A 12,674-nucleotide genomic window follows, 5' to 3' on the forward strand; every position below is an offset into this window, starting at 1 on the left:
TCAGGCCAGCGTGTCCAGCGCCAGGGGTTCGATGCCCCGCGCACGGTCGATCTTCTCGGCCACGCGGAAGGCGGCATCCAGCTCGCTGATGCCGTGCTGCTGCATCAACTGGAAGCGTTCGGCCTTCTCTTCGGGCTCGGTCATTGCCATCGCCAGGTAGAGGCTGGGCGGCACCGCGCGGAACAACACTTCCATCGACTTGGACAGGATGACGCCCTCGCTGAACTTGCCGGCCTCCTTGCGTGCCGAGAGCATCAGCGCCTTCTGCGAAGCGTTGAGTTCGCGGAAGCGCGCGATCTTCTCGACTTCATCGGGCGGCATCGACAGGCAGACCCACCACTCGATCATGTTGAGCATGGGCTCGGCCGCTTTCGGCAGGTCGTCCAGATTCTGCGTGGCGAGCCAGAACCAGGCGCCGAGCTTGCGCCACATCTTGGTGATCTTGACCACGTAGGGCGCGAGCAGCGGGTTCTTCGTGATGATGTGGCCTTCGTCCGTCACGTTGATGATCGGGCGGCCCAGGAACTGGTCGCGCTCGGCGATGTTGTTGACGGTGTTGATGAGCGAGATGTAGGCAATCGAGAGCTGGGCGTTGTAGCCCTCGCGCGCGAAGGTGGCGAGATCCACGATGGTGATGTCCGCCTCGGGCCACGGCGTGCCGGACCGGTCGAACATCTCCCCGTCCACGCCCTGGCAGAACATCTCCATAGCGTCGGCCATCTCCAGCAGCCGTGCGCGCCGCATCTCCGGCAGCGTGGCGTCGCGGGCGCGCTCGCGCAGCGCGTCGCGCACATCGCGCGTGAGCACCGTGCGTCTGTCCGCCACGCAATGCTGGGCCGCATCGAGAATGCACTGGCGGATCAGGCTGCGGTCGGCGCGCGTCATGCGCGCTTCTTCCTTGTCCTCGCCGCCGGTAATCATCAGCCGTGCAGTGATCTCCAGCTCGCCGAGCACGTCACGCTGCTCATCGCCTTCCACGGCCATGCCGGCATCGGTCTGGTCTTCGTCGAGCGCATCAGCGTCCAGCGTCTGTACCTGGCTCGGCGTATCGACCAGGCGCCAGGCGTCGGCGAACGGAGCCAGACTGACGCCCGCGCCGGGCGCGAGCTTCACCCGATGCACGGTGAGACCCAGCCGTGCGGCGAAGTCGCCGAACAGGCCGAAGCTGTTGCCCGCCTCGACGATGAACAGGCGCGGCCGATAGATCGCCGTCACCTGATTCAGGATGTTGTTGAGCGTCGCGCTCTTGCCCGAACCCGTGGGGCCGAACAGGAACAGATGCGCGTTCATCTGCCGGTCGAGGCGGTTCAACGGATCGAAGGTGATCGGCCCGCCGCCGCGGTTGAAGAACGTGATGCCCGGATGCCCCGTGCCCTGGCTGCGGCCCCAGACCGGCGCCAGGTTCGCCGCATGTTGCGCGAACATGAGCTGGGTGTACCACTGGCGCTTGTCGGCAGCCGGATCGAACACGCACGGCAGCCAGCGCAGATAGCTGTTCAGCGGCGCCACCTCGTCTTCCTCGCGCACCGGCTGCAGGCCGGCGTTGAGCATCACGTTGACGAGCTGCAGGCCGCGCGCATCGAGCTGGGCCAGGTCGCGGCCGCGCAGGTAGAACGCCAGCGCGCCGCGGTAGAGCTTGTGCGCACTGCCGATCAGGCCGCGCGCCTGCTGCACGTCCTGCCGGGTCTGCTCCGAGGCCAGGGTCTCGCCGACGGCCTTCCTGGCGAGGTGGTTGAGGTGTGCCTCCAGCACGTCCTGGGGCGTGGCGACCAGCGTCAGGCACATCACCGTGTCCTCGGGCATCTGGTCGAACAGCGCGTTCATGGCGTCGCCGCCCTTGCGCGTCTCGCCCGTCAGATGGCCCGTCACGGGTGGCGTGCGCAGGCGATCCATCACGATCACCCGATGCGGCATGCCGTCGAAGAACCACAGGCCGTTCGGCACGTCCGAGCGTGGCTGGCCGAAGAACAGGCGCTGCGCGAAGTCGGTGCCGCTGGCGAGTTCGATCTCGCCCTCCTCCCGCTCTTCCGGGTAGCGGGTCAGCGCGTAGAAGCGTTCCCGGTCTTCGGCAGTGGCGCCGAGCAAGGTCGGATTCGGGTTGAACCAACGCAGGAGCCAGGCATGGATGTCCGCCGCGCCGAGACGCCGGGCTTTCACGCCGGCATTGGCCAGCCCGCCGACGAGGCGGTCGCAGATCGTGGTCAGCGCCTGCTCGGGCGACTGGCCACGCCGCGGGGCCGGGGCCGCAGACGTGCGGCGGTAGACCACCATGCGCACGCGCCGGACCTGGCCGCGCCACGGCAGGCGCGTCACCGTGGTGTCCTCGAACAGGCCACCCGGCTTGGCGATGGCCCGCAGGTGATGGGCGAAGAAGCGCAGGTAGAAGTCGCTGAACGCGCTGCCCTGCGCACGCGGCTGCAGATAGTTCGCCAGGGAGCGCAGATAGTTGTCCCAGTCGGCCTCGTCCTGGGCGTAGAGCTGCACCACCCAGGGGTTGTCGTCCAACTCGTCGAAGGAGTCCTGCAGGGCGTTCTCCAGCGCATCGCGCGCCTGCCACAGCCAGGCCATCTCGCGGCCCTCGGTGCCGACCGGCGCCAGCTCGAAGAAGGCCGCCACCGACTGGCCGTCTTCCAGCAACATGCACTTGGTGTCGGGCAGGTACTCGACCCAGGGCAGCAAGTCCGCGAACGACGGCGCGACGCCATAGAGCGCATCGTGGTCGGCCTGGGTGGCCGGTCTGCGCCGGCCCCGGCCGAGCGCACTGCCCGGCTCGGCGACACCCTGTGCCGCCAAGGCCGTCACGTGCCGTGCCCAGGCATCATCGGCCGCATCCACGGCGTCAGCAGGCGATGCGTCGCCCTTGCGTGACCACGGCAGCGACCAGGCCATCAGTAGTCCTCCATGCGCTCGCCCGGCATCGCGTACTGCACGCGCTGGTAGAGCGGGAACACCGTGCTGTAGCCGGGCACCGGCACCGGGTCGGTGCCCGCCAGGTGCGGGAACACGTACATCACCAGGTCGGGGTTCGGCAGGCGGTGGAACTGGCGGTGAATCTCGTTCTGCGCGGTGCGGGTGTAGCGCGCCTGCACGCCGGGCGCCGCCTGCACATCGGCATCGGCCAGCGACCGGCGCAGGCCCTGGCGCGCATCGAGCAGTTGCCGCGCGGCCTGGCCGCCGCCCGCGCTGCCGCCGGTCTCCTGATGCCAGATGTCGAGCATGGTGCTGTCGCCGTGTGGCAGCAGCTTCTCCTTGCTGGTGGCGCAGCCGCCGAGCAGGGTGGCCGCCAGCAGCACGGCGGCCGCGTCAATCCAGATCCGAGGCATGGGCTTCTCCGGTGCGGTGGTGGACCCGACGCCCCTTGGCGTCGTAGTCGATGTCGAGTGGTTGCTCCAGATGCACGGCCACCTTGGCGCCAGGCTGCACGTAGACCGCCGCGAAGGCCTGGCCGTAGAGCTTGTTGACCCAATCGGCCATGTCGCGCACGCCGCCCGCGAGGATGCGGCCCATCGCTTCGTTGCCGCTGATGCCGACGGTGCCCAGCGAGCCGTTGCTGTTGGCGACCACGGCCACGCTGCCGTTGTCGGACTTGATGAGCGAGGCCGCGCCGGCGCCCGCTGCGGTGATGAGCGCCTGGCTGCCCAGGTACTGCTGGGCGTTGCTGCGCCGCTCGCCGCTGACGCAGGGAATGCCGTAGGGGTCACTGATCCAGCCCAGGCCGCCCTGGATGCTGGCGCCGTTGTGACCCGCGTTGCCGCCGCTGGTACCGCCCTTGCCACTGTCCTCCGGCACCGTGCGGATGGTGCCGTCCTGGAACACGAACGTGACCGAGCGGATTTGCCCGCGCACGCACGAGAGCGTCCAGTCGCCCGAGGCCGTGCCGCTGACCACGGCGCCGGCCACATCGGGGATGTCGATGCCGTTGGCCGTGAGGTTGTCCGGGCCGATCAGCACCTTGAAAGGGTACGGGTCGTTGACGGTTCCATCGATCGGCACGCGCCCGATCAGCGCCGTCATGGCAACCGACCCCATGAGCGTCGAGTTCGATGGCACGGTGTAGACGGCCTTCGTGGATGCGCCCACCGCGCGGCTGCCGACGTCGGCGACGGATTCCACTGCGGCCGACAGGCTTTTCTGGGCCGGCCCGAAGCTCAGGGGAAAGCTCGGCTCCTTGCTGCCGTTCTTGGCGTCGACCTTGGCATCGTCGGGCTCGACCCACTGCGTGCCATTGGTGCCGCGGTTGAAGCGCTTGCCGTCACCCTCTTCCAGCCCCAGCCCGACGGGCAAGTCGGACGGGCCACCCTTGCCGGCAAGGCCGTCCAGTTGCCGCTGCAGATCCTGCAGCAGCCCCTGGGTCTGCTGCCTGTCGCTGGCCACCTGGGTGCGTTCCTGCTCCAGGCGGTTGCGCTCGCCCTCCAGCGCGCTCTGGATGCGCTGGTCGATCGCGCTTTCCCGCGCGCGCAGGCGCTCGTTCTCGGCCTTGTGCTGCTTGTTGTCGCCGAGCGCGCTCTGCAGCTCGGTGCGCAACTGCTTCACCTGGGCCACCAGCGTGGCGACGGTATCGCGCGGCGTGTCGCCGGCGATGCCCAGGGCTTTCATCTCCTCGGGCGTGAGCGTACCGGCCGCGCCCTTGGGGGCGGGCTGGCCGCCGGGGGCGCCGGAGAACAGCTTGATGCCGACGAACACCAGCAGCAGCGCCATCGGGATCAGCAGCCACTTGAGCAGCGGATTACTCTTCATCGCGCGCTCCCCCGGTCGAGCCGGCCGCGGCGGCCGGCGGCAGGTTCACGGTGGCATCGATCGGGCTCAGCGCCGGCAGCAGCGACTCGGCCAGGCCGTGGCCGCGCGTGACCAGGTAGAGCACCGTGGTGTCGGACGGGGTGCCGGCCGGGCCCAGGTTCGGATGCTGGAAGGTCGCCGCCACGAAGTTCCCCTGCAGGGCGCGCGGGTCGAGGTCGAGCCAGCGCGCGGCGGCGTTGGTGAGTCGCACGGCCGTCACCCACTGGTCTTCCAGGCGCCACGCGGCCAGTGCCCGCGCGCGTACCGGCAGCGTCGGCAGCAAGGTGTCCAGCGCGAGGCCGCGGCGCAGGTTTACGCGCCCGATGCCGGCGACCGGCTCGACGGTGCGCAGCGGCGCGTACAGGTTTTGTGCGGCATAGCGCGTCAGCACGACCGGTACCGGCGTTTCGCGCTGGGGAACGGATTTGTCTGCGGGCGCATCGACCTGCTCGTCCGCGCCGCTTGCTGCGCCGCCGCCGTAGCGCTTCGCGGGGGCTTCCGCTTCCACGATGCGCACCGGCTCCAGTGGCGCCTGGCCGTCCTTCGCCGGCTCGGCGGCGATGTCGAGCAGGATCAGCGCCCCGGATTCCACGTCCTGCAGTTGCAGCCGCGTGGGCGGAATCGGCTCGCTCGCCCGCAGGTAGATCGCGCCGCCGGCACTCTGCACGCGCAGGTGGTCGCCGACGCTGGCCGGCACGCCGACGCGCACATTGCGGTCGATGAAGACCACGCGCTCCTGACCGACCACCAGCGGCACCGGCAGGGGCAGCCGCTCCCAGCGCAGGATTTCCACGGCCTGGCTGGCCGGCACGAAACCGAGGATCAGCAGGACGCCGGCCAGGGCCGACAAGGCAACGGGCTTCATGGAGAGTCTCCCTGCAGGTGGCCGGAGGCGTTGGCGGGCGCGCCGGCCTGGCTCGGCGTCGGCGGCGTTTCGATGCGCTGGGGTGCGCTGGCGTAGCAGTCCAGCGCCAGGCCGAAGGGGTTGTGCTCGGGGTCGATGTCCAGCCGGACGACCTTGATGGGGTAGCGCACCAGGGCGCGCTTGACCTGCTCGGAGCCGTAGTATTCGTCCGCGCTCACATCGAGCGTGACGATCCAATCGCGATCGGAAACCACCTTGACGCGCACGGCCGGATCGTCGCCGTAGCCGCGACCGGGAATCTCGTAGATGCCGCGCACGCGCTGACGCAGCTCGCCACTGGCGCGCCGGTACTCGTAGTCCTGTTGCAGGAAGGCCCGGCAGCTCGGCGTCAGGTAGGCCGACAGCGCGCGCAGGTTGCGCGGATAGTCTTCTTCGCCGTTCGTGGGCCAGCGCTGCACCTGCTGCCAGATGTAGAACGAGAAGGCATACACGCTCTCGGGCGGCACGTCCCACCACTTGCGCGTGCTGCCCGAGCGCAGGTCCGGCGGCACATGGATGGTCAGACTCTTCGGCGCACTCCACCAACCGAAGCCGAGCAGCAGCGCCACCACGAACAGCGCGCCGGCCCCCAGGCGCAGCGTCTTCACATGCGCCTGCAGGTGCGCAACCTCGTTCTTGAAACGGCTCATGGCGCACCTCGATCGGCGTTGCGCCGGGTAGTCCAGTAGCCCGAGCGGGTGATGAGGCGCTGCCCGCCCAGGAGCGCTGCCAGCGCCGGGTGCCGCAGGGCCAGCCGCCACTGGAGCTGCCGGTACAGCCAGGTGTCGGGCCGGCCGCGCTTCTGCGCGCGCAGGAAGCCGCCGCCGACAAAGACGCCCAACGCGATGCCGGCGACGATCAGCGTGGGCACCATGGCGATGCTGTGCGTGAGCCAGGCCAGCGGCAGGCCGAGCGCGAACCCGGCTGCGGCCGACAGGCCGGCGCAGATCCACAACTCGTCGGCGGTCAGCCCGCGCACGACCACCGGCTGGCGGTTCAGCCGGTGCGGCAGGAAGGTCACCAGCGTGTCGCTCGGGGTCTCCGAAGGGTCGGCCATCGCTTGCCGCCCTCACAGCACGCCGGTGGCCTTGGTGAGCAGCCAGATGCCGACCACCAGGAGGATCGCGCCCACGGCGACCGTCAGGCCGAACTGGCCCCAGGTGGCGCGGCCGGTGTGGATCTCCGAGTAGCGTGTGTAGGCGTGATAGCAGACACCGACGAACATCGAGGCGACCACGAGCAGCGCGATCAGCAGCACGATGTCGTAGCCGTAGTTCTGCAAGGTCTGCAGGATGCCGCTGCCCTGGCCGCGCGAAGGGTCCTCCATGGTCGGCAGGCCCTGCGCGAAGGCCGACAGCGGCAGGCCCGCGAGCGCCAGCGGCAGCAGCGGCGCGGCGATGCGGGACGGAATGCGATGGGATGTCGGTGGCGTGTTCATGGCGTATGGCCTTTCGTGACGGTCAGGAGAGGAGGAAGAAGGTCAGCACCAGGTACATCGCCACGAAGCGCAAGACGACGGCGAGGAACTGACGTTCAGTGATGCGGTGCTCGGCCCAGCCGACGTAGGCGGTGCGCATGGCCCACACGCCCCACAGCAGCAACACGGCGAACACGAAGCCCAGCACCACGGCAGAGACGGCCGAAGGCGCAAAGCCGCCGTTGGCCTGGAAGGCGGCGACCTGATCGGCAGAGGGCGTCATGGCGACGGCTCCTCATCGTCGGCGCGGTCGCGGCGGACGTAATCGCCGGCCAGCGGGACGGGATCGCGCGGCTGGGCGCGCTGGGGTACGAGGTAGTCCTGCAGGCCGACGCGAACGCGCTTCAGGTCTGCGCGCAGTCGGACGTAGTCGAAGTGGTAGCGGGCGCGCTCCTGCGGAGCGGTATTGGCGGCGTGCTCGGCGAGGCGGTCGATCAGGTTGAGCTGGCGGGCGAGGGCCGCCAGTTGCTCGTGTTCAGCGGTGGCATCGCCGGCCGATGCGGGCGATGCGCCGGCCAGCGCGATGGTCAGCGCCAAGGCCAGGGCCGGCACACGGCGGCAGGGGGTCGTCGGGTTGCCAAGGGGTGTCATCACGCCGTTCCACAGTCGTCTGGATGGCGGGATGCTGCGGCGTGAAGCTTGGGTGTGCCGCAAAGAATCGGAACGGGCGGTGCACCGGATTTGCCTCGATGGTTGGCGTAGCGCGTTTGCGGACAAGGACCGGGAGTCCAAGACCTGGCTGTGAGAGCAAGACGGGCCGGTCACTGATGTGGAAAGCCTGCTGGCGCGGTGCGCCTACTTCTCTCCGACCGAGGCCGATGCGCTGGCGGTGCTGGCCGAGGTCGTCACCGCGGTGGCGGCTTGGCGCGACGTGGCCACAGGTGAGGATGCGGCGAACTGCGCATTTAGCTGTTCAGCATTGCACTGGTTTGCTCTACACTTGCCAGGATTGTCACTACCGCCTGTGCCACCCTCGCCGGGTGGGGAAGCAATGAAAGACGAGCCCGGACAGATATTGACCCTCGATGAAGTGGCTGCCTACCTCAAGGTGGGCAAGCGCACGGTCTATCGCTTGGCAGCGGCCAAGAAGATTCCGGCCTTTAAGGTGGGCGGGATATGGCGCTTCTCCCGTGCGGACATCGACGGCTGGATCAGGCAGCAGTCGTTGGGCGATCAGCAGGAAGGCGGGGATGATCTGTTGAAAGGGGGGCGCCGGTCATGAAACTGATCCACAACACGGGCGCAGACCGCGTCATCGACCTAATGCGCCCCCATCTAAAGCATGGCAACCAGCTCGGCTGCGTGACCCCGTCGTTCTCCCTCTTCGCGTTTGCAGAGTTGCGAGATGCGCTCACGGCGCTGGAACGCGTCCAGCTCGTTCTGCCTCCCGGCGACGCGGAGTTGGGGTTCTTGGGTGTCGAAGGCGATCGTGCCGCACGCAACCGCCTACAGGTCCGGTGGCTAGCCAACCAGTGTGCGAAATGGATCGGCGACAAGGTCGACTTGCGCCGAGCTGCGGGCCCGGTGCCGCAAGGGGCGGCAGTCATACGAAATGGTCAAGAGCAGCCGGAGCAGGTAGTTCTCGGTTCCTTTGCTTTCAGCACCGATGGGCTCGGCTTGACTCCGGGAAACCCATTAAGCTTGATCCAGGCTTCCGAGTCGGCCGATGAAGCCGCGCAACTTGCCAGATGGTTCGATCATCAATGGGCCGCTCTGCGGACTCACTCTGCGGACGCCAACAGTGGGCGTGAAGTTTTACTCGAAGCTCTCCGCACGATTGGCGAGCACCGCGACCCCTTCTCCTTGTATGCACTCATCCTGCATCACCTGTTTCGCGACAGTGGCGATGAAATGGACGAGGAGCGCATCGTCAAGTCCGCCACGGGTATCCGCAATACGGTGGTGTGGAAGAAGCTCTTCAAATTCCAGCGTGATGGTGTGGTCGGCGCCATCGACAAGCTCAACCGCTTCGGCGGCTGCATCATCGCCGACAGCGTGGGCCTCGGCAAAACCTTCGAGGCCCTGGCGATCATCAAGTACCACGAGCTGCGCAACGATCGCGTGCTGGTACTGGCACCCAAGCGCTTGCGCGACAACTGGACGCTCTACAAGGCCAACGACAAGCGCAACGTCCTGGCGGCCGACCGCTTCAACTACGATGTCCTGAACCACACCGATCTCTCGCGCGACGGCGGCACGTCTGGCGACATCGATCTGTCGCACGTGAACTGGGGCAACTACGACCTGGTGGTGATCGATGAGTCCCACAACTTCCGCAATAAGGCCACGCACAAGGGCAAGGAGTCCCGCTACGACCGTCTGATGCGACGGATCATCAAGGAAGGTGTCAAGACACGGGTCTTGATGCTGTCGGCCACGCCCGTCAATAACCGCCTGGCCGACCTGCGCAACCAGATCGCCTTCGTCACGGAGGGCGACGACACCGCCTTGCTGGAACACGGCATCGCCAGCATCGAGGCGACCACCCGCAAGGCGCAGACCCAGTTCAACCGCTGGTTGAACCTCGACGAGTCCGAGAAGACACCCGCGAGGCTGGTCGAGATGCTGGGCTTCGACTACTTCACCCTACTGGATCACCTCACCATCGCCCGCTCGCGCAAGCACATCGAGAAGTACTACGGCACCAGCGAGACGGGCCGCTTCCCGGATCGTCTGCCACCGATCAACATTAAGGCCGACGTGGACCGTGCCGGCGAGTTCCGCAGCATCCGGGACATCAACCTAGAGATCCGGCGGCTCAATCTGGCCAGCTATGCGCCATTGCGCTACGTCCTGCCCCACAAACAGGCCGCCTATGACGCGAAGTACAGCACTCAGATCCGCGGGGGTGAAAGCTTCTTCCGCCAGGTGGACCGCGAAGAGAGCCTGATCCACCTCCTGCGAGTCAACGTGCTCAAGCGCATGGAAAGCGCGGTGTCTTCCTTCACCCTGACCGTCGAGCGCCAGCTTCGCGACGTGGAGACCATGCTCGCACGCATTGAGGCTTCTGCTTCCGACATCGAGGAAATCGACATCGCCGACGTCGACATCGATGACCCCGCCTTCGAGACCTTGCTGGTCGGGCGCAAGGTCAAGGTACTGCTCAGCGACGTCGACCTCATCCGTTGGAAACAAGACCTGATCGAAGACCGTAACCGTCTGGCCACCCTGCTGGCCGCAGCCAAGCAGGTCGATGCTGCCCGGGACGCCAAGCTGGCCGCCTTGCGCAACATGATCGAGGACAAATGCCGCAACCCGATCAATGCCGGCAACCGCAAGTTCATCGTCTTCACCGCCTTCGCGGACACCGCCGAATACCTCTACGCGCAACTGGCGCCGTGGGCGAAGGCCACGCTCGGCATCGAGTCGGCGCTCGTTACCGGTTCGGGCCGAAATCAGAGCACGCTGCCACATCTGCGCAAGGACCTGGCGTCCATCCTTACGGCGTTCTCGCCGCGCTCCAAGGAGCGGCCGGCGGATTTGGCCGACGAGGGCGAGCTGGACCTGCTCTTCGCCACCGACTGCATTTCCGAAGGCCAGAACCTGCAGGACTGCGACTGGCTGATCAACTACGACATCCACTGGAACCCGGTGCGCATCATCCAGCGCTTCGGCCGGATCGACCGCATCGGCTCGCCCAACGAACGCATCCAGCTGGTTAACTTCTGGCCCAACATGGAGCTGGAGGAATACATCAATCTGGAACAGCGCGTCAGCGGCCGCATGGTGCTGCTCGACGTCTCCGCCACCGGTGAGGAAAACCTCATCGAGCAACAGTCCGGCAACCCGATGAACGATCTGGAGTACCGGCGCAAGCAGCTGCTCAAGCTGCAGGACACGGTAATCGACCTGGAAGACCTGTCCACCGGCGTATCAATTACCGACCTGACGCTCACCGACTTCCGCATCGATCTGGCCCAGCACCTCAAGGCGCATCCCGGCAAACTGGACAAGCAGCCGCTGGGGGCCTACGCCGTCACCACCAGCATCGACGCCGACATTCCGCCTGGTGTGATCTTCTGCCTGCGCGCCGAGGGCCCGGCGGCACACAAAGCCAAGGAATCGGACTACCCCTTGGCACCCCATTACCTCGTCCATGTCGGCGACGACGGTGCCGTGTTGCTGCCCTACACGCAGGCCAAACGCATTCTCGACCGGCTCAAGCGCCTGGCGCTGGGTCGCGACCTGCCCGACGCTGGCGCCTGCGCCCGCTTCGACAAAGCCACCAAGCACGGCGAAGACATGCGCCATGCGCAAAAGCTGCTCGCAGCAAGCGTAGCGTCGGTTGTCGGCAAGAACGAGGAACGCGCAGTGGCCAGTCTGTTTTCGCCAGGCGGCACGCATGCAATCAAAGGCGAGTTCGCCGGAAGCAATGACTTTGAAGTGTTGGCATTCATGGTAGCGCTGTCCCAAGAGTGAACAGGAAACATACCGAGAGAATGCGTTGAAGAATCTAGGGGACATTTATGGCTAGCGGAAAATTGCTCAGGCAATTGATCAAATCCGGCGTACAAGGGGATCTCGCCAGATTCCGTTCCGCCTCCGAAGCGGTCATCAAGGAAGAGCGCGAGAAGAACCATCATCTGCTCGCCAACGATCTCGAGCACCTGCTTTACGGCGATCAGGCCAAACCCGGTCCTGGCTCCCGCAGGCTGCATGCCGTGACCGATCTGCCCACGAACAAGGACAATGGTCTGGCGCTGCTCGAAGAGCGTGCCGTGATTCGAGAGGAAAAGGACATCATCCTCTCGGACGCCACGAAGTCGGCGCTGGATGAGATTCTGATGGAACACAACCGTGCCGATGTGTTGCGATCCTTTGGGATGCACCCCGCGCAGAAGCTCTTGTTTTGTGGGCCGCCGGGTTGCGGCAAGACGCTGGCTGCGGAGGTCATCGCGCACAGCTTGTCGATGCCACTGGTTCTGGTTCGGCTCGATTCGCTTATTTCGTCCTTCCTGGGTGAAACGGCGGCCAATCTGCGCAAAGTGTTCGACTACGTGGCGAGTCAGCCGGTGGTGGCGCTCTTCGACGAATTCGATGCGCTGACCAAAGATCGTGGCGACAGCGCCGATCACGGCGAGCTGAAGCGCTCCGTGAACGCAGTCCTGCAGATGATGGACGGCTACCGTGGGGAGAGCATCCTCATCGCCACGACCAACTACGAGTCCCTGCTGGACAAGGCGGTGTGGCGGCGTTTCGACGAGGTTCTGCGTTTCGAGCTGCCCAGTCTGGAGCAGATCAAACGCCTGCTGTCATTGAAGCTATCCGGCATTCGCCGAAATTTCGAGGCGGACGACGGCCAAGTTGCCTCGCAGTTCAAAGGAATGTCCCATGCCGACATCGAGCGCGTACTGCGCCGGGCCGTGAAGGAGATGATCCTTTCGGGGCGAGAATTCCTTGAGAAGGCCCATGTCGATACTGCGCTGGCTCGCGAATATCGCCATAAGAGCTAAGCATGGAGGGAAGTGACAGTGGGCTATGAGCATCTGCGCCTGGGGAGAGAAGCGCCGCTGACGG

At 66.4% G+C, this 12,674-nt stretch carries 12 protein-coding genes; 3 read left to right on the top strand and 9 right to left on the bottom strand.

What is annotated here, in order from left to right:
• The 9 genes from A2G96_RS08285 to A2G96_RS08325 are packed head-to-tail and all read right to left on the bottom strand — an operon-like array spanning position 1 to position 7,748.
• Positions 1-2,889 (bottom strand): conjugative transfer ATPase, encoded by a 2,889-nt coding sequence (locus A2G96_RS08285; RefSeq protein ID WP_062798439.1) that lies wholly within the window; start codon positions 2,887-2,889, stop codon positions 1-3.
• The gene (locus A2G96_RS08290; RefSeq protein WP_062798441.1) at positions 2,889-3,323 is read right to left on the bottom strand and encodes a TIGR03751 family conjugal transfer lipoprotein; all 435 of its coding nucleotides are present in this window, start codon (positions 3,321-3,323) and stop codon (positions 2,889-2,891) included. Before A2G96_RS08290 ends, A2G96_RS08285 begins: the two co-directional genes overlap by 1 nt.
• A complete protein-coding gene (locus A2G96_RS08295; protein ID WP_062798442.1) occupies positions 3,304-4,737 on the bottom strand; it encodes a TIGR03752 family integrating conjugative element protein in 1,434 nt (477 codons plus the stop codon). Before A2G96_RS08295 ends, A2G96_RS08290 begins: the two co-directional genes overlap by 20 nt.
• A complete protein-coding gene (locus tag A2G96_RS08300) occupies positions 4,727-5,641 on the bottom strand; it encodes a TIGR03749 family integrating conjugative element protein (protein ID WP_062798445.1) in 915 nt (304 codons plus the stop codon). The genes A2G96_RS08295 and A2G96_RS08300 overlap by 11 nt, the downstream gene beginning before the upstream one ends.
• Positions 5,638-6,330: a PFL_4703 family integrating conjugative element protein gene (locus A2G96_RS08305; RefSeq protein WP_062798447.1), complete on the bottom strand. Its 693-nt coding sequence runs from the start codon at positions 6,328-6,330 to the stop codon at positions 5,638-5,640. The genes A2G96_RS08300 and A2G96_RS08305 overlap by 4 nt, the downstream gene beginning before the upstream one ends.
• Positions 6,327-6,737 (bottom strand): TIGR03750 family conjugal transfer protein, encoded by a 411-nt coding sequence (locus A2G96_RS08310; protein WP_062798450.1) that lies wholly within the window; start codon positions 6,735-6,737, stop codon positions 6,327-6,329. Before A2G96_RS08310 ends, A2G96_RS08305 begins: the two co-directional genes overlap by 4 nt.
• A gap of 12 nt (positions 6,738-6,749) precedes the next feature.
• Entirely contained in the window at positions 6,750-7,118 is a 369-nt protein-coding gene (locus tag A2G96_RS08315) for a TIGR03745 family integrating conjugative element membrane protein (protein WP_031754986.1), read from the bottom strand.
• A 22-nt stretch (positions 7,119-7,140) separates the two neighbouring features.
• The gene (locus A2G96_RS08320) at positions 7,141-7,380 is read right to left on the bottom strand and encodes a TIGR03758 family integrating conjugative element protein (RefSeq protein ID WP_062798453.1); all 240 of its coding nucleotides are present in this window, start codon (positions 7,378-7,380) and stop codon (positions 7,141-7,143) included.
• Positions 7,377-7,748: an integrative conjugative element protein, RAQPRD family gene (locus tag A2G96_RS08325; protein ID WP_062798455.1), complete on the bottom strand. Its 372-nt coding sequence runs from the start codon at positions 7,746-7,748 to the stop codon at positions 7,377-7,379. Before A2G96_RS08325 ends, A2G96_RS08320 begins: the two co-directional genes overlap by 4 nt.
• Before the next feature lie 178 nt (positions 7,749-7,926).
• Here A2G96_RS08325 and mads1 point away from each other — a divergent pair, with 178 nt between their 5' ends.
• Genes mads1 through A2G96_RS08340 form a run of 3 tightly spaced genes read left to right on the top strand, consistent with a single transcriptional unit; the run spans position 7,927 to position 12,610 of the window.
• Entirely contained in the window at positions 7,927-8,379 is a 453-nt protein-coding gene (mads1, locus tag A2G96_RS34515) for a methylation-associated defense system helix-turn-helix domain-containing protein MAD1 (protein WP_277081877.1), read from the top strand.
• The gene (locus A2G96_RS08335; protein WP_062798460.1) at positions 8,376-11,576 is read left to right on the top strand and encodes a helicase-related protein; all 3,201 of its coding nucleotides are present in this window, start codon (positions 8,376-8,378) and stop codon (positions 11,574-11,576) included. Before mads1 ends, A2G96_RS08335 begins: the two co-directional genes overlap by 4 nt.
• Before the next feature lie 47 nt (positions 11,577-11,623).
• Positions 11,624-12,610 carry an AAA family ATPase gene (locus tag A2G96_RS08340; protein ID WP_059301310.1) on the top strand — a complete coding sequence of 329 codons (987 nt, stop codon included), beginning with the start codon at positions 11,624-11,626 and terminating at the stop codon, positions 12,608-12,610.
• Positions 12,611-12,674: the final 64 nt, after the last annotated feature.

Origin of the sequence: Cupriavidus nantongensis, assembly GCF_001598055.1 — a bacterium.
Classification (GTDB): Bacteria; Pseudomonadota; Gammaproteobacteria; order Burkholderiales; family Burkholderiaceae; genus Cupriavidus; species Cupriavidus nantongensis.